Annotated in this window: 10 protein-coding genes; 5 read left to right on the top strand and 5 right to left on the bottom strand. The window is 48.2% G+C overall.

Features of this window, described 5'->3' with window-relative positions:
• The first annotated feature begins 102 nt into the window (after positions 1–102).
• Positions 103–459, top strand: a complete 357-nt coding sequence (locus tag AKJ31_RS11695; RefSeq protein ID WP_053409280.1) for a YibL family ribosome-associated protein — start codon at positions 103–105, stop codon at positions 457–459.
• 92 nt (positions 460–551) lie between these two features.
• Here AKJ31_RS11695 and AKJ31_RS11690 read toward each other — a convergent pair whose 3' ends face one another.
• From AKJ31_RS11690 to malT, 3 genes are all read right to left on the bottom strand, one after another.
• Complete coding sequence (locus tag AKJ31_RS11690; RefSeq protein WP_053409279.1) at positions 552–3434, bottom strand: alkaline phosphatase family protein; 2883 nt, start codon at positions 3432–3434, stop codon at positions 552–554.
• 200 nt (positions 3435–3634) lie between these two features.
• Positions 3635–4798: an amino acid permease gene (locus tag AKJ31_RS11685; protein ID WP_053409278.1), complete on the bottom strand. Its 1164-nt coding sequence runs from the start codon at positions 4796–4798 to the stop codon at positions 3635–3637.
• Between the two features lie 310 nt (positions 4799–5108).
• The gene (malT, locus tag AKJ31_RS11680; protein ID WP_053409277.1) at positions 5109–7817 is read right to left on the bottom strand and encodes an HTH-type transcriptional regulator MalT; all 2709 of its coding nucleotides are present in this window, start codon (positions 7815–7817) and stop codon (positions 5109–5111) included.
• 556 nt (positions 7818–8373) lie between these two features.
• Between malT and AKJ31_RS11675 the strand changes: the two genes are divergently transcribed.
• From AKJ31_RS11675 to AKJ31_RS11660, 4 genes are all read left to right on the top strand, one after another.
• Complete coding sequence (locus AKJ31_RS11675; protein ID WP_053409276.1) at positions 8374–10827, top strand: glycogen/starch/alpha-glucan phosphorylase; 2454 nt, start codon at positions 8374–8376, stop codon at positions 10825–10827.
• 91 nt (positions 10828–10918) lie between these two features.
• Entirely contained in the window at positions 10919–13099 is a 2181-nt protein-coding gene (malQ, locus tag AKJ31_RS11670) for a 4-alpha-glucanotransferase (protein ID WP_053409275.1), read from the top strand.
• A gap of 164 nt (positions 13100–13263) precedes the next feature.
• A complete protein-coding gene (glgB, locus tag AKJ31_RS11665; protein WP_416340942.1) occupies positions 13264–15441 on the top strand; it encodes a 1,4-alpha-glucan branching protein GlgB in 2178 nt (725 codons plus the stop codon).
• A gap of 235 nt (positions 15442–15676) precedes the next feature.
• Positions 15677–16315 (top strand): hypothetical protein, encoded by a 639-nt coding sequence (locus tag AKJ31_RS11660; RefSeq protein WP_053409273.1) that lies wholly within the window; start codon positions 15677–15679, stop codon positions 16313–16315.
• 45 nt (positions 16316–16360) lie between these two features.
• On the opposite strand, the gene AKJ31_RS11655 is transcribed toward AKJ31_RS11660, so the two are convergent.
• Both AKJ31_RS11655 and AKJ31_RS11650 read right to left on the bottom strand, forming a co-directional pair.
• A complete protein-coding gene (locus AKJ31_RS11655; protein ID WP_053409272.1) occupies positions 16361–17134 on the bottom strand; it encodes a hypothetical protein in 774 nt (257 codons plus the stop codon).
• A gap of 188 nt (positions 17135–17322) precedes the next feature.
• Complete coding sequence (locus AKJ31_RS11650) at positions 17323–18120, bottom strand: Cof-type HAD-IIB family hydrolase (protein ID WP_053409271.1); 798 nt, start codon at positions 18118–18120, stop codon at positions 17323–17325.
• Positions 18121–18155: the final 35 nt, after the last annotated feature.

Genomic DNA, 18155 nt, shown 5'->3' with positions numbered 1-18155 from the left:
AGGCTGACAATGCTACAATCGGTAGCAGTGATTAACACTAGGGTGTGAGTATCGCTTATGCTACACTCGCCGCCTTTTCAGAATTCAATAGAGATTGTAACCATGAGCCTAAAGCAAGAACTTCAGCAATTACATAATCGCCTAGATACCACAAAACGTAAGCTGGACGCTGCGAAAGGTCGTGGTGACCAAGAACTCGTAACTCGTTTTACTGACGAAGCGGACAAGCTAGAGAAGAAAATTAACTCGCTTAAAGGTAAGCAAAGCTACGATATCAACAAAGAGCGCAAGAGCTTGTTGGACATGCCGTTTTCGCGTGAAATTACCAAAGCAGAACAAGCGGACATGGGTAAGCTGAAAAAGTCAGTCAAAGGTCTAGTGGTAGTACACCCGATGACCAAACTAGGCAAAGAGTTACGTCTAGAAGTGATGACAGGTTTTGCTCCAAAAGAGTTTTAATCCATCGCTCAGATAAAATGAAAAAGCGCCGTTTGGCGCTTTTTTCGTTTTCAGCCCTAAACCACCTACTTCAGTAGGTGGTAATTTACTTATTACTGTTGAATATCCAGCTTGTTGAGCAACGACGGATAACCCCAGCCGTTTGTACCAGCTTGCACGTCTTCTCCGGACAGGTATTGATATAACGTCGGCGCTAGTGAGCCGTTAGCTTCAATGGTGAGTGGAGACGCTTTTTCTCCAATTGGTGTGCCCCAGAAGCCAATAAAGGCATCCTTTTCAAGATAGCTTTCCCCCGCATGGCGCCCCGGCACTTTGGTGTTGTAACCCACGCCATCTTTCGGGAATAGGTTAACGGTCCCTGCGCGCTCTTCTGCATACAATTCTGCTAGTTCAACCACAGAATTAGGCCTTGGCGTAAAGCGTGACAACTCTTTCCATTCTGCGCTAGTACACCAGGTTGATGAGTCCGATTGCTGCGCTTTGTGCAAACACTTGTCGACCAGTTGGCTAAATTGCTCAAACGCTCGTGCATCGGGCTTTGGCAAATAAGGGTTTAGTGTTTGTGCTCCGAGTAGCTGAACTTTACCGGTCAATGAATGATAGAAATAGCGGTCACCGTTTTTGATGATCACCTCATCGTGTCTCTGACCGTCTCGGTTTGCGATCAAACGGACTTCACAACTCGACTCATTGCACGCGGTGTTGCGCACCGCCATGTAGTCCAAACTCTCATCTAAATAGCCAAGTGCTTCTGCAATCAAGTCAACGTGTTTACCCTGTGGCGCGTTGATTGGCGTCCACTCGGTTAACTCTTGGTAGGTCGGCTGTGCTTGCCAACCGCTGCGTGAGTTAAAAGTGTCGAGCATAAAGTTGCCCCCCGCTGTGGAGGCCACCACGACATCAAGGGTTTTGTTGCTCGGATAGTTGAGCGCGTTGGTAATCTTTGGCCCTTCGCCTTCATCGGAAGAGATTTTCTTCACTACCAGTGGGTAACCGAGCTTGTCTTGCAACGGCTCAAAAATTACTTTTTCTGGGTTAAGCGTGTGGTAAACCGGCGATAAACCGTGGTCGCCTGCCATACCAAAGAGTGTGTTGTCGTACACACCCGCACGGTGGAAAGTGGTTTCCACCTGAGAAATCCAGTAGTCGAGACGGTTGAGTTCGCCAGTCGGCATTATGATCTCATCGCTAAATGGGCCGACAAAATGGGCAAAGTGATCCGGCCAAGGATTATAGATGAGTGTGTAGTCTGGCATGCCTTGACCGTCGAGTTCGGCGAATGCCGCAAGATCTTGTTCTATCTTCCACTTACGCGTTAAACGAGTGTAGATGTCCCAAATTGGGATCTCTTGGTAGCTTTTGATGTTATCGATCAGTGCTTGGCGTTGCTTGGTCAGTTGTTGCTCGACCTCTGCACGTTGGTTGAGCTCGCGCAGACAGCGCTTCTCGCCAAAATCACGCAGGGTTTCACCCGCACCTAAGTTCACCAAGGCGTCATAACTGGTGTGTGCGTTCCAATCGTATTGCGCATTACAGTTGAGCGTTTTTAAGTGCACCAAACGGTCAAACATGGTTTGCACATTGTTGGCTTGTATTAATCGGTCGAGTTGTAGCGCATCATTGCCAAAGAAGTAATAGGCGCGGTCTTCATGGCGGTCAACAAAATGAAAGTTTGGAATGCCAGTGCCCGCGTCCCCAGAGACTTTGGCGCCCGTTTTGATTATCGGCAGGTTACGCACACTAATGGTTGGCGTTGAGGAGACGCCAACGCGAGCGATTGAGTCGCTATATTCGCTATACAGGCGCTTAAAAAACGGTAAGTAGTGTGGATCTTTATAAACTTGCTCAGAGAGAATTTGTAAGAATCGGGTATCTTGTACGTGTTCCGGCTGCCCTTGAGAGAACTCGGGTTGAGCTTTGAGTTGCGTGAGGTGCTCTTGGTATGCTTTATCAATAAAAGGCTTATCTGGGTCGACCAAGCCTTCCATCAAACCTTGTTGTAAGCCATCGACGGTAATCTGAACGGCAAAGCGGCGGTTTTGCTGTGAACTAAGAAACTCAATTACCTGACTCGGCTCAGAATCAAAGCTCTCTTGTAGCCAGTCATTCAGTCGCTGCTCTCGTTCATCGTAGTAAACAAACTGACGGTAGGCTTTGAGGACATTCAAGCGCACAAAGTCGATCAAGCTGATAGTGATCGCTTGCGCTTTATTGTTCACTTTATTGGCGTATTTTGGGTCGTTATCAGCAATGATCGCCAGCACAGCGTTTTTCATCTCGCCGTCTTCCATCCCATTTGCCGTTTGCTGCATGATCCCGACAACAATCGGTTGAATCTTCGCCACAAGCGCCAGATCATTGTCGTTTTTGCTCAAGTAAGTGTAGTGATCGGGCAATTGATCCATGTCTTGCCATTCACCCACTTGGAACAGTGCGTCATACACTGTCACCATCGAAGCCATAAATTCGCTATCGACTTTCAGCCCTTCTTGGTGGGCTTGGTCTTTACTGTGCTTGCTGACTTCCTCATTGGCGTGATCTTGGGTGGTAAACAGCGTGTGTTCAAAGCCCCTTAGCGCTTGTTGGTCATAAACGGTCCGCAAGTACGCTTTAAACTGGTCGTCATCACCGATGCCAGTGTATCGGTCATAAAATTGGTAAAGAAAGTAGCCGAGTGGAATCGCGTAGGTTGGGTCTGCCAACTGCCCCATGACTTTGGTTTTGGTCTTGGCATCGAGCGGTAACGTCAACAAGTACGCCTCTAGCGTCATACCGCCAATGGTAAACAGCGTCATATCGCGCGCGAAGCGGGTCGAGTAGGAGAGTGACGAAACGATTTGGTTCTTAAGCACTTCACTGGAGTTAAATAATCCACCAATCACGGGTGTGTTACCGACGTCAGCGTGCACAACATGTGTGTATGAAAACGCGCTTACTAGCGCAATCGACAGAGTACTAGATTTAAACCAAGCCATTGATCGCCTTCTTTAACCAACTATTAAGAGTATCCATTGTGGCAGCAGATTGTTGGAGTGCAAAGAGTTATACAAGGCGTTGTATAGAGAGTGGGAGCGGATTAACTCTATCGCAACTTCGTTGAGAGATGTATTGATAGCGAGATAGAAAAAAGCCCTCAGATTAGAGGGCTAAAAGAGGTGTTCATTTGGCTTATCGGTTACCCCATAAACCAAGAAACAAAGATTAAACCACCAAACAAAAAGGTGCTGATTAATGCCGTGTTGCCGCCAGACGCGGTGTAGTACATCTCGGTCTCAGGCTGATCAAATGCAGGATGGCGCACTTTACGCACCATCGCCAGCGGTCCCCAGATGGCAAGGAACACGAGCACCATACCCGCGTAGTCCAACATGCTGACAAACTGGTTGGAGAATAGCGCCGCTAACGCGATCGGCAAAATGAACGTCAGGCCATAAGCCGTATATTTGTTGCTGGTCAACATATCTCGGTTTTGGTCGTACAGCGCCATTGACACCCCAAGGAAAGACGTTACTAACGCCAATGCAGAGAACAACGCAATAATCGCTTTGATACTGCCATTTTGGCCGCTAAAGGCGTTGATGAGCTCGGAGATGGTTTGGAACTGGGAGATGGCTGCAGTGCCGAGGTTACCGATAATCGCCAACAACCAAGTCAAGTAACATACCAAAGGAATGATTGAGCCCAGCAAGATCATATTGCGAATCTGCGTGTGGCTGGCGCCGCGGTTATAGTTCACTAGGGAAGGAATCACCACCATAGAAGCAAAACTGGTGAAAATGATGGCGCTGTATTTGATGACATCGCGCCCAGAGTAATCGCTCGCTTCGGTCAAATAATCTAGATTGATGTTACCAAACAAAGACAGAATCACGATAAACAGCATCGCGACCATCAATAAAAACAAGCCGCGGTTGAGTCGGTCGATGTATGAAGTGCCGGAAACCACAATCACGCCCATAAGCAGACTAAACAAGGTGTAGCTGGTGGTTGCGGAAACTTCGATACCAAAGTCGCTGGCCAATTTATGGATGATGTCTCCGATACCCAGTACATACGCGATTGACATGCACACTAGTAATAGATAGAACAACACGTTGATAAAGTGCTTACCTTTGGTTCCCAGCGTTAAGTGTGCGACGCTGCTCATGCTGTTACTTTGCTCGGTTTTGCTGCACGCTTCGGCAAGCAGGAGCGCGGAATAGGTGGTACCGATAAAAATCACCAGCATCAGGATAGCGCTGGTAACAAAACCAAACTGCGCTAACACCATAGGTATTGCCAGCATACCTGCGCCTAATGCTGTACCCGCCAATATCAAGGCGCTACCAAACAACTTCATATTCAAAAGAAAATACCCCAACGGAAAAAAGAGAAACTACGAACTGTAAAAAAATATTTCCACAGAGAGTAGCAAATTTTTTTGTCAGAAAAGGTCAGAGTTATATAAGGATTCTTGGATTTTTTTGACGCTCGAAGCCTTGTATTTACTTGCTTTATAGGAGCTTGCAAGTATCGATATTGGGCGTGAATGCTCGCAGGTTTGCTGGGAGAATAAAAGGCGGTTTGATAGAGGTAGTTGACGGGATGAACTGCTCTAAACCAATAAAAAGCCCAACCCTCAGAATAGAGAGCTGGGCTTATTTTTCGGCTTAGTAGCCCATTAACTGCAGCAAATTCTCAGCGGTTTTGACCGCTTCTTTGCGGTTGGCAATATTGAGTTTTTGATACAGGTTACGAATGTGCGTTTTGATCGTGGTGCCAGCGACGTCTAGTTCTTGCGCGATTTGCTCATTACTAAAACCAGAGTAAATCAGACCAAGTACCTGCCATTCACGTTGAGTTAGCGGGCTAGTGCGTACTAACTCCGGAATGTTAGGGTGATTAACTAGCTTCTCGACAAACTCTTCGTCGAAGTGAACCGAGCGACTGCGTTGAGTGGTTGAGATCTCTTTAAGCAGTTGCTGCGCGCGATGACGCTCCAAGTCACCCAGTTCATTCTTGTGGTTAAGTTTTTCTAACACCGGACCGATCTTCGCACCGTCAATCAGGAAGTTGCCCAACATGCCGGTTTGGTTAGTCAGTTCTAACGCCTGTTTCAGGCATCGATGCGCTTTGTCCTCATCGTTCATCGCGATCGCCAGTACCGACTCAACAATCAAGTTGCGGTTTGTGTCTGTCAGCAAGTGGTTGTCTTGCGCCGCTTTGTGAATGAAGTTGAGTGTTTTTTCTGCTTCTTCATACAAGCCAAGATTTATCTGCGCGCGAGCAATGTTACGCCACTGCAATTGGGTAAAGTGGTTACACGCTTCTTCTGGTGTCACGGTGGTTTCTAGCCACTGCTTGATCGATTCCATATCTCCACGCGCTTGCCAGAACAGAATCAACGACAGCGATGCATTGGCGGTCCAGTCGACGTGATAGGTCGATTGCTTGAGCAAGTGAACGATCTGGTCGATAAACTTACCTGCTTTGTCTAGTTCACCTCGACCGATCGCGATGCGTGCCAGCATGGAGTAGCTATGTAAGTGCTTACTTGAGCTATGGTTACCGAGAACTCTAAGCCCTTTGTACGCGCACTCTTCTGCTTCGTCTAAGCGATTCCAGCACCAGAGGATTTGAGCGCGAACTCGTAGCAAGAACTCGTGCAGCGGGACTTGGTGTAACTGCTGCTCTTCGATCAGCTTGAAGGCGTTATCCTGCACTTCAAACGCGGCTTGAACGTAGCCTTGAGCAATAAGAATCTCGCTTTGCTGCAACATCGCCCACAATGCTTGGTGGTATACCTGATACTGGCGTGCTAGCTTTTCGGTTTGCTGCATCATAGGTAACGCACGGCTTAGATGACCGAGCACGTGGTTCACTTCGCCTACTACTGATGTGGCGACAATGCGGCTTCGGTAAACCGTGCTGTCTAATTGGCTTAGGGATAACTCGGCTAATTCGAGTGCTTTTTCTGGCTCATTTTGGTTGATCGCGACCTGCGCACGCAGTGCGTTGAATTCGCCTTGTTCTTTGGTGCTTAACACGACGTTAAACGCTTTCATTTGCTCGTCGGCTTTCGACAACAAATCACCCACATCGTTGTACCTGTGCTGACTTTGTGCCAACCAGGCTTGCAACATGCAAAGTTTCGGGTCGCTATACAGCTGCTCTTGCGTCAGGGTATCGATCGCTTTTTCCAGCGTTTGCAGTTCACCACTGTTAAACATCTTCCAGCCGTATTGGCTAAGAATGTCGGCCGTGAGCTGACTGTTGCGCGCTTGCTGAGCGTGGCGTAGTGCCTGATGCGGGGAAGAGAGCTTCAACCACGCACAAGCCGCGGTTTGGTGCAGTTCCGTTTCTTGCTGTGGAATGCGTGCAGAACGCTCGTGAGTCAGGAACTCTGCAAACAAGTTATGAAAACGATACCAGTTTTGCTCTCCCTCAAGCGGATGAATAAACAGGCCAAAGCGATTCAGCGACTCGATCATACTGAGCGCATCGTCACGTTTGGTTAACGCGGAAACCAGCGCATCATTGAAGTGATCCAGCACCGAACACTGCAACAGAAACATACGGGTTTCTTGGTCAAGTAGGTCGAACACTTCTTCGACCAAGTAATCCCACAAATGGGCGTGGTTGAACTCAGAGAATGACTCCGCTGATTGTGCCAACGTTTTGTGTTGATGCTGGGCTTGCAGGGCGATCAACTGCAACGCAGACGGCCAACCTTCGACATAATTTCTCAGGTTGGTAGCGGTCGTATCGTCGATACCATCCGCGACACGTTGATTAAAGAAGCGTGTGGTTTCTTCGGTATCAAACGCCAGTAACTCATTGCCGATCTCGATCATTAAGTCACGTACGCGCAAGTTCGCAGTCCCCAACGGTGGAGTGGCACGGCTAGTCACTACCAACGTGAGGTTGTCTGGCATGTGTTTTAAGAAGAAGCGCATCGCTTCATGGATATCGTCGTCGCTAATCAGGTGGTAGTCATCGAGCACCAAGTAACACTCTTGATGAAATTCCGCCATTTCCGCAAAAACTTCGCCAAAAAGTGAGTGAAGTGAAGAGAACTGGCGTTTTTCTGCAAGTTTTTGCGAGTTGGGGCAAGCGCCATTGGTTGCCTTATTTAACGCTTGAAGTAGGTAGTTGATAAAGCGAAATGAGTCATTGTCGCTTTCATCTATGCTGTACCAGCCGACATTCATTTTGTCTGAAAGCCACTGGGATGCCATCGTAGTTTTTCCGTAGCCTGCCGGCGAGCGAAACAGTACGAGCTTGTAACAAGGAGCCTGCTGTAATAAATCAAGAACTCTCGGGCGGACAATCGCGTTGTGTAAGCGTCCCGGGCGGGTTAGTTTCGAAGGAATCCACATCTTCTTTTCCCTGTTCTGAGTTGCTCATTATCGTTATGTAATGGTGAGCATTGCTGTTTAAATATTGGCCAGAAACGGCCAGTTGACAGGGATGTTACTTGAGAACTCTATCTACAGTTATTGATCAACAGCTAGATTTTTGTCTAATTCACACTTTGCCTTTATCTACGCCTCAGTTTTGTGATTTTAATCACCTTTAGGTGGTGTTTGAAGTGGGATTTAAACCGTACTTCACACCAAAAATGATGAAAATTGCGAAATAGAGGAAAACTTAATGTGATCTAGTATACATAATCATCAATTGGATGTTTTTGTATACATCTAACTTTCATACACCAACAGTAGGGTTAACTAGGTTTATGGTGTGATCTTAGTCACCAGAGCTTAGGGTTAAACGTGCTTAATTGAGAGTTTGATCACTGAGACTCTGGTTGTAAGCCTTCTACGCCCTGACTCCTCCTCCTAATCCACCGTGAGGGGAGGAGGATGTTTTGCTTGTCGTGCAGATGCACGATATGTCTCAGATGGATTGAAACCAATAAGTGAGATTTCTCTAATGAAACCTACGCAGCAGAAAAAATTTGATAAAGCGTCTTTCCAAGAAAGCGTAAAGAAGCACCTAACCGCAACTTACGCAACGACAATTGAAAAAGCAGATAGTCGCTCTTGGTATCTTGCTATGGGCAGCGCGCTTGCTGAGCTTACTACTTTTGACATGCTTGAAACCGAGCAAGATGAAAGAATCATCAACGCGAAAAGCGTCAACTACCTATCTCTAGAATTCCTTATCGGTCGCCTAACGGGCAACAACCTAATCAGCATGGGTTTGTACGAACAAATCACGGAAGCGATGGGAGAGCTAGGTCAAAACTTAACAGACCTACTAGAAGAAGAGCGCGACCCATCATTGGGTAATGGCGGCCTAGGCCGTTTGGCAGCGTGTTTCATGGACTCACTGGCTGCGCAAGAATTCCCAACGGTAGGTTACGGTCTTCATTACGAGTACGGCCTGTTTAAACAGTCTTTCAAAGAAGGCCACCAACAAGAAGCACCAGACGCGTGGCGCTGTGTAGAAGGTTACCCGTGGGAAATCGCACGACCAGACCTTGCTCAAGAGATCGGTTTCTACGGCCACGTTGAAACGTACCAAGAGGGCGGTAAAGAGCGTCGCCGCTGGGTTCCGGGTATGACAGTGAAAGCGATGCCTTGGGATCTCCCTATCGTCGGTTACGAATCAGATACCGTATACCCGCTGCGTCTTTGGGAATGTCAGGCTCTCGCGCCATTCTCACTCGCAAGCTTTAACAACGGTGACTACTTCGAAGCTCAGCACTCTCTTATCGATGCGGGCAACATCACTAAAGTGCTTTATCCGAACGACAACCACGAGAAAGGCAAGACTCTGCGTCTAATGCAGCAGTACTTCCACAGTGCGGCGTCGGTACGCGATATTCTTCGTCGTCACGAAGAAGCGGGTCATACACTAGCATCGCTACCTAAGTACGAAACGATTCAGCTTAACGATACGCACCCAACGATCGCCATCCCTGAACTGATGCGCATTCTGATCGATGAGAAAGGCTTAGGCTGGGAAGAAGCGTGGGATATCAGCTCGAAGACATTCGCGTACACCAACCACACGCTATTACCAGAAGCACTAGAAACGTGGAGCGAGTCTTTGATCCAACGTCTACTGCCTCGTCATATGGAAATCATTTACCATATCAACCACTTGTTCTTGCAAGAAGTTCGCGCTAAATGGCCGGGCGATGTGGCGAAGCAGCAAAAACTGTCCATCATCCAAGAAGGTTTCCACCGTATGGTACGCATGGCGAACCTATGTGTGATCGGCTCTTATGCGGTAAACGGCGTAGCGGCGCTTCACTCTGAATTAGTCAAACGTGACTTGTTCCCTGAGTTTAACGAGCTATACCCAACTCGCCTGCAAAACGTAACCAACGGTATTACACCTCGTCGCTGGTTGAAGTTCTGTAACCCAGGCCTATCTGCGCTGATTAGCGAAAAGATTGGCAGCGACTGGCCAGCGCATTTGGAGCAACTTGAGCAAATCGCGCAATTTGCTGACGACGCGACGTTCCAAAAAGAGTTCATGGCAGTTAAGAAGCAGAACAAACAGCGCTTAGCAGATTGGGTCAAAGAGAACATGGGTATCGAACTGGATACTAACGCGATCTTTGACGTGCAAATCAAACGTCTACACGAGTACAAACGTCAGCACCTGAACATGCTGCACATTTTGTCTCTTTACCATCGTCTGTTGAACGATCCTAACTTCGACATGGTGCCGCGCGTGGTGTTCTTTGCCGCGAAAGCCGCTCCGGGTTACCACCTAGCGAAAGAGATCATTTACGCACTCAACAAGATCGCGGATAAGGTCAACAACGATCCACGTATCGGCAACAAGCTGAAAGTCGTGTTCATCCCTGACTACCGCGTGAGCATGGCTGAGATCATTATCCCAGCGGCGGACGTTTCAGAGCAAATCTCGACTGCAGGTAAAGAAGCTTCGGGTACTGGTAACATGAAGATGGCGCTAAACGGTGCGCTAACTATCGGTACAATGGATGGTGCTAACGTTGAGATTCGTGAAGAAGTGGGTGATGAGAACATCTACATCTTCGGTCTAGATGTTGACGGCGTAGAAGCGATTCGCGCACAAGGTTACAACCCGTTCGATTACTACAACGCAGACCCACTATTGAAAGCGTCGCTAGATTTGTTATTGGGTGATGAGTTTACTCCGGGTGAGCCGGGCAAACTGCGCGCCACATACGACAGCTTGCTAGACGGTGGTGACCAGTATCTATGTCTTGCGGACTTTGCATCTTACGTCGCGGCGCACGAAGCGATGGACAAACAGTACCGCGACCAAGCTGGCTGGGCGAAGAAAGCGATTCTGAATACGGCGCTGGTGGGCAAATTCAGCTCAGACCGCTCAATTCGCGACTACGTCAACAATATTTGGAAACTAGAAGCGGTTAAACGTTAATTCCACATGATAAAAAGCCAAGGCGTGAAGCCTTGGCTCTCTTAATTTACACCCTACATTTGAAGGCAAAGTCAGTCCTTCGGAGAGAGCGATGAACGATCAACATACATTAAAACAAGTCGCTGAAATGGCAAGAATCGCCGACAGCTATGTGAGCGCGTGGGGAGATGAAGCAAAAGTCGAAGACGAAACCATTCGTCGCTTACTTGCGTCTTTAGGCTACGACACCACCAACGATGACACTCTTCTTAAATCTGCCGAGAAAAAGCACAAGAAGCCTGTGCTAGAGCCAGTGCAGGTTGTTCGCGACGGTGAACCGGTTGAAGTGGCGCTGAATTTAGGCGCGAGCGCGCGTGAAAGCGAGTTCAACTGGCGTTTAGATACCGAGCAAGGAGAGGTACTTGAAGGCTATCTTCAATCTCAGGTTGTAAGAGATGAGCGTAAAGAGGGTGGCCCTCTAGTGTTTGCGTTGCCGAGTGATTTAGCGTGGGGTTACCACAAGCTAACGATTACTCGTAAGCGCCGTAAATCGCCGTATGAGATGACGCTGATTGTGACGCCAAAAGCGTGTTACAAGCAGGAGCAAATCGAGCACGGCAAAAAAATGTGGGGTCCAAGTGTTCAGCTTTACACCTTGCGTACCCAACATAACTGGGGGATGGGTGACTTTGGTGATCTGAAACAACTGGTTGCTGACATCGCTTCACGTGGTGGTGATTTTGTTGGTCTTAACCCGATCCACTCTCTATTCCCCGCGAATCCGGAAGGGGCGAGCCCATACAGCCCGTCTTCTCGTCGCTGGCTGAACATTCTCTACATCGACGTTAGCTCAGTACCTGAGTTTGCGTTGAGCGTTGAAGCGCAGCAACAAGTTGGCAGCGCAGAGTTCCAGCAACGTCTGCAAAAAGCGCGCGACTCTCATTGGGTCAATTACACCGAAGTGGCGGACCTCAAACTGAGCGTACTACCACTGCTGTTTGACGAGTTTAAAAAGCGTCATCTGGACAAGAACAGCGAACGTGCACAAGCATTCTTGGCATTTGTTGAAGAGGGCGGTGACAGCCTGATGCATCAAGCCGCGTTTGATGCACTGCACGCTAAATTGCACGCGCAAGACAGCAACGTGTGGGGCTGGCCAGTCTTCCCAGAAGAGTACCGCCGTTTCGAGAGCGGTGCGGTGAAGAAGTTCATCGAGCAGAACCAAGACCAAGTGCACCTTTACATGTACTTGCAATGGGTCGCAGACACTCAGATCAACGAAGCGCAAGCGCTAGCCGAAGAAAAAGGTATGTCTGTTGGTTTATACCGCGATTTAGCGGTCGGTGTGGCGGACTCTGGCGCCGAAACGTGGGCAGATGAAGGCAACTTGATTCTGGATGCCAGCATCGGCGCGCCGCCAGATATTCTTGGGCCTTTGGGGCAAAACTGGGGCTTACCACCGCTGAATCCACAAGTGCTGCGTGCAACTGGTTATGACGCTTACGTACAACTGCTGCGTGCCAACATGAAACATTGCGGCGCTCTGCGTATTGACCACGTACTTGGCCTGCTGCGTTTGTGGTGGATTCCGAAGGGTGAAGACGCGACCAATGGCGCGTACATCTACTACCCGGTTGAAGACATGCTGGCGATCTTGGCGTTGGAATCGCACCGTCATCAATGTAGCGTGATCGGCGAAGATTTGGGCACTGTGCCTGATGAAATTGTTGAGATTCTGCGTGATGCGGGTGTGCACTCATATAAAGTGTTCTTCTTTGAAACTTCGGAAGAAGACGGTGGCTTTATTTCTCCAGCGCACTATGCTGAACAATCGATGTCGGCGCTATGTACCCACGATATGCCGACGTTACGTGGCTTTTGGCATTGCGATGACCTGAAAATGGGTCAAGAGCTTGGTCTGTATCCAGATCCTGAGCAGCTAGAGGTGCTGTTTGCGAACCGTCTAGAATGCAAGCAAGGTATTCTTGATTCGGTTGCGTGGCACGGCTATCTGCCTGAAGGTGTCGGTCGCGATGCGCAATACGTGCCGATGGACTCTTACTTAGCCGAAGCGCTTCAACTGCATGTTGCGGCAGGTGCGTCGACTTTACTTAGCGTGCAGCTTGAGGACTGGTTAGAAATGGATAAGCCAGTCAACATTCCGGGCACAGTCGATGAGTATCCAAACTGGCGTCGTAAATTGTCGATGAACCTTGACGAAGTGTTTGCTCAAGAAGGGGTGAATCGAATAGCGAAAAAGTTGACCGAGGTCCGTGCTAAGGTAAGCAATTAGCAAAGCAATCTCAATGTTGACACGGAAAGTTTCGAGTTAATCACTCTATGTGAAAATAGAATTCAGTAAACTTTTAACACGCTATTAAGCCCGCACCTATTTTAGCGGGCTTTTTTATAACAAGATTCAATTGAAAGTTAGGTTAGGAGAGAAGTATTTTGAAAATGAAAACTCTAAACAAACAATTAGAAGCATATGCCCAACTTTCACAAGCTGCGTTTGCTGACCCTTTTGCCTTTTTAGGCCCATTCATTGACCCCAAACAGGGTGTTGCACTTCGGGTTTGGATGCCAGGTGCGAGTAAAGTATCTCTGATGATTGACGGTGAAGACCGCGTTGAACTGGAACGTGAAGAAGAGTCGGGTTTCGTCTTAAAACAAGAGCGAAACCTGCACTTTACCCATTACTCACTTGCAGTTGATTGGAACGGCACAGAGCAGATAGTGGATGACCCGTATCAGTATCACTCGATTTACGCCGAGTACGATGACCTGCACACGCCAAAAGATATGTACAAGCATATGGGCGCTCAGTTCATTACGATGGAGCGTGACGGCAAGCAAATCTCAGGTACGCGATTCTTGGTTTATGCACCGCACGCGAGCTCATGCAGCTTGGTGGGCGCGTTTAACCAGTGGGATGGCCGTCGCCACCCAATGCAACGTCTAGACTACGGTATTTGGGGCCTGTTTGTACCGAACCTGCCAGAAGGCACCCAATACAAGTTTGAACTCAAAGGGCCAAACGGTGAGGGGCTACCACATAAAGCGGACCCATGGGGCGCGCATTCAGAGCAATACCCGTCGTTTGCTTCGTTGACGTACGACCACACCCGCTATCAATGGCAGGATGAGAAGTGGCAAAACCGTCCGGTTACGGAAAAACGCAAACAAGCGCTATCGTTTTATGAGCTGCACGTAGGCTCTTGGAAGCGTAATGAAAACGGTGATTTCCTCAATTACCGCGAGCTGGCAGATGAATTGATCCCGTACCTCGTTGATATGGGTTACAGCCACGTTGAGCTAATGCCTGTGTCTGAGCACCCATTCTACGGCTCGTGGGGTTATCAACCTGTCGGCCTGTTCGCGCCGACTAGCCGCTACGGTTCTCCTGATGATTTCAAATACTTCGTTGACCAATGTCACCAAGCCGGTCTTGGTGTGGTGCTCGACTGGGTGCCAGCACACTTCCCGTCCGACGATCACGGCTTAGCCAACTTTGATGGAACGCCGTTGTACCATGATCCGGACCCTCGTCGCGGCTGGCATCAAGATTGGAACTCATTCATTTACGATATGGGGCGCGAGCACGTACGCCGTTTCCTAGTGTCAAATGCACTGTATTGGTTTGAACAGTTCCACATCGACGGTATCCGCGTTGATGCGGTGGCTTCAATGCTGTACTTAGATTACTCGCGCAGCCACGACCAATGGATCCCGAACGTTAATGGTGGCAACGAAAACTACGATGCTATCGCGACGCTGAAGTGGATGAACGAAGAAGTTTACAAATACTTCCCGAATGCGATGACGATTGCCGAAGAATCGACCGCTTTCCCTGGTGTTTCGGCGCCAACGTTTATGGGGGGCCTTGGTTTTGGCTTTAAGTGGAATATGGGTTGGATGCACGACTCGCTGTCGTACATTAAAGAAGACCCAATTCATCGTAAGTACCATCACAACACCATCACTTTCCCATTGGTGTACGCGCACAGTGAGAACTACGTGTTGTCGCTATCCCACGATGAAGTTGTGTACGGCAAAGGTTCGATTCACGACAAAATGCCGGGTGATGAATGGCAAAAGACCGCCAACTTGCGTGCGTATTTAGGTTACATGTATGCGCAGCCAGGTAAGAAACTCAACTTTATGGGTGCTGAAATTGGCCAAACCGCAGAATGGAATCATGATGACCAATTGCAATGGTTCTTACTGCAATTTGAACGCCACCAAGGTGTGCAAGCACTCACTCGTGATCTGAACAATCTGTATCGTGATGAAAAAGCGATGCATGACCAAGATTGTGACCCAGCGGGTTTCGAATGGCGACTACAAGACTCGGCTGAAGCGTCAGTATTGGCACACGAGCGTATCAGCGAAGGCGGTGAGCGTATTTTGGTGATCAGCAACTTCACCCCAGTACCGCACGATTCGTTCCGTCTAGGTGTGCCTAACGAGGGGACATACGAATTGCTGCTGAATACTGATGATGCCAAGTACCACGGTAGCGATTATGCGGTGAAAGCGAACGTCAAAACTGAAGCAACACAAAGCGAAGGTTTACCGCAATCACTACTATTGAGCTTACCGCCGCTTTCTACGGTGTTCTACAAGCTGAAATAACCCACCTGTGAAGATACAAAAAGCCCGGATGTCCGGGCTTTTTTGTTGCATATAGCTCAATGGGTTATCTTAGAAATGGGATAATATTGTAATCTTGTCGTAACAATGAAATCGGCTCCAATCACCACCTAGGCTCGACTGTATCTTAGCTAAAGTTTGAATAGGTAAAGCGAACTGAGAGAGCGTTCTCGCAGCGTCATTGTGAGGCTAGACGCTCTCGAAAGGCGGTGGGATTATGAAGAAGTACTACTCGTTGTTAATACTTCCTAGCCAATTGATTGCTGCTGAACTACAAGTCTCCCTTGAATTACTCGATGGCACTTATGTGGGTGAACCTAAGTTCTATTACGATTTGCCGTATAGCGATAGTCCAGGTTTCTATTACGAAGAAAATAGTTTGGAATTTGGCATTGGAGTGAAATATATCCATGACTTTGAGAACTGGGATTTGTTTGTCAAAGCGGCGATGGGCACTTCGGAGCTGAGAAACTCTCGCACATCTGAGCTGGGTATACGCTATCGCCCCAATCCGAATCACTGGATCAGCGTAAAATACAAGGGCACTTACGCGAAAGAAGAATACGAAATTGACCAGCGCATCATCGACCCTGAACACCAAAATACGATCACTAATGGTGAGTGGGCAATGTGGGCGATCGCTAGATATCGACTCAATTTAAACCAGTACTGGGGTTATCCTTTCTATGTTGGGGTAGAAGCCTCAAAAGAACTGAATTCTCCTGAGTTGATGGAAGATGAATTTTCGATGTTGGCGGGCTTTCATCACGACATGTTCTTTGCGGAGTTGAAAGCGGGTGAAGATTTGGTCGCGGCTTCATTGGGGCTGAGTTTTGAAATGTTATGGGGTAAGTAGCCGCTTAAGTGAGGCTACTTACTGACAAGTTCTTTAAGTCATTTTTCAAAGTTGGTAGTTAAACTCAATGCGGTGGTCGCCGTCACCAAAGTGAGTATTTTCACTCCAGTTGGCAAAGTAACGCATATTGAAGCGTGGGGTGAACTGGTACGAAATCGCGAACTCATGATTCAGCACACTGCTGTCCCCTTCAAAACCGTGATCTTTGAAGTTATCTGAGCCGGATAATGTCGTCATCCACATCGGGTTGTAATTAAGCCAAATTTTGTCGGTAACAGCAATTTTGGTGTAAGTACCTACTAGCGCGAAAGTGCCCGGTACAGAGTAGCCGCTTTGAACTTTTCCATCGTCACCCACTACGTTATTGCCAAACGCTACACCCGCGCCAGCGAGAGGAAAAAAGCTCACCGGTCCGAGTGCGGGTAGGGCTTGCAGCATACTGTAAGAGGCGGTTCCAAATTCGTTGTTGGTGTTGTAGTTGATGTCGATTTGTTTACCGTGACCATTTTTTACATTAGCGGTAAAATTGCGGATGCGAAATGAGTCGATGCTGTCGTTGGTTTGTGACTCATCGTCGTACCAGCCAAGGGTATCTCCAGCAATCCCTTTGACTTCTAAGACATTCATTCCTGCCTTGTTTTCAACACCCGTATCGTACGTTTGTCCATATTTCAGATTGAGTCCTTTATTGGTCACGCCCGCGCCGATCTGCGCAAAAATAGCCAAAGGATCAGACATGTCTTGGGTAGTGTCTTCGTTCGCAAGGGTTTGAGTGATGGGGAGTGCTGCTAAAGCACAGAACGTAATGAACTTTTTCATTGATAACCTCATCAATTAGTGGATTGCGCTCAATATGTCACGCGCTACTCACAAAGTAATGGGGCAAAAGTTTACTCATCCGACGAAAGCGAAATTTCAAGTGTTCGCTGACAGCGAAGCCTTACAAGTCAGTTGGTGGAGAGTAAAGTGAGGGTAAGCCGACGGCGATCAACTTACCCAGAGAGGATTTAGAGCAGTTGTTGCTTGATGACGGTGAATACCCCCGCTTGTTTATTGCTCGGAGCAGTAAAGCGAGCGATTTGTTTCACTTTAGGGTGAGCGTTTTCCATCGCGTACGAGTGGCCACTCGCTTTGAGCATTTCCAGATCATTTAGGTAATCGCCGAAGCTCATGGTCTGTTCAAAGCTAAAGCCAAGTGTACGTTGTAAGTGCTCAATCGCCGCACCTTTCGACGCTTCTGCATTCATCAGGTCTAGCCAGATTTTCGCGCTGACAACCACTTGATGCGTGTGACCAAAGGCTTGGTTGAAAGTAGGGTAAACCAGCTCTTCAGTACCGCCAAAATGACAGATCGCAACTTTGATGAAGTCATCTTCAACTTGCAGCAAGTCTTCCACGTATTGGCAGCGGTGGTAGTATTTGGCGAACTCTTTTAGCGCATCTGGATCTTGAGTTTCGATATAAGCGGACTTTTTGCCACACAATACAATCTGTGCGCCTTCAATCGCGCGTGCTTGCTCGATAATCGCTTTGATTGATGGCTTATCAATCTCGCAGCTATACAGCTCTTCACCTTGATGCATCACCAAGGTGCCGTTTTCAGCGATAAACATCATCTGCTCTTTTACTGGCGCGAACGTTTCAATCAGGCTGTAGTACTGACGACCCGATGCCGCAGCAAAAATGATCCCTTTCTGTGTCAGTTGCGGATAAATGTCGAAAAATTCAGGGTTAAGTTGGCCGTTTTCGTCAAGAAGCGTACCGTCCATATCGGCGGCAATAAATTTAATATCACTGTTTGGCATAATCGCGAAGGTGCTCTGAATCGGAGAATATCTTG

Origin of the sequence: Vibrio hepatarius (genome assembly GCF_001274785.1) — a bacterium.
Classification (GTDB): Bacteria; Pseudomonadota; Gammaproteobacteria; order Enterobacterales; family Vibrionaceae; genus Vibrio; species Vibrio hepatarius.
The sequence above is the reverse complement of the archived record's forward strand: the minus strand, read 5'-3'. Positions and strand labels throughout refer to the sequence as shown.

Bases quoted from the DNA above. Each gene is read 5' to 3' on its own strand.
- AKJ31_RS11675 (WP_053409276.1), top strand. From the start codon at position 8,374: ATGAAACCTACGCAGCAGAAAAAATTTGATAAAGCGTCTTTCCAAGAA.
- AKJ31_RS11685 (WP_053409278.1), bottom strand. From the start codon at position 4,798: ATGAAGTTGTTTGGTAGCGCCTTGATATTGGCGGGTACAGCATTAGGC.
- AKJ31_RS11660 (WP_053409273.1), top strand. From the start codon at position 15,677: ATGAAGAAGTACTACTCGTTGTTAATACTTCCTAGCCAATTGATTGCT.
- AKJ31_RS11650 (WP_053409271.1), bottom strand. From the start codon at position 18,120: ATGCCAAACAGTGATATTAAATTTATTGCCGCCGATATGGACGGTACG.
- AKJ31_RS11655 (WP_053409272.1), bottom strand. From the start codon at position 17,134: ATGAAAAAGTTCATTACGTTCTGTGCTTTAGCAGCACTCCCCATCACT.
- malT (WP_053409277.1), bottom strand. From the start codon at position 7,817: ATGTGGATTCCTTCGAAACTAACCCGCCCGGGACGCTTACACAACGCG.
- glgB (WP_416340942.1), top strand. From the start codon at position 13,264: ATGAAAACTCTAAACAAACAATTAGAAGCATATGCCCAACTTTCACAA.
- malQ (WP_053409275.1), top strand. From the start codon at position 10,919: ATGAACGATCAACATACATTAAAACAAGTCGCTGAAATGGCAAGAATC.
- AKJ31_RS11690 (WP_053409279.1), bottom strand. From the start codon at position 3,434: ATGGCTTGGTTTAAATCTAGTACTCTGTCGATTGCGCTAGTAAGCGCG.
- AKJ31_RS11695 (WP_053409280.1), top strand. From the start codon at position 103: ATGAGCCTAAAGCAAGAACTTCAGCAATTACATAATCGCCTAGATACC.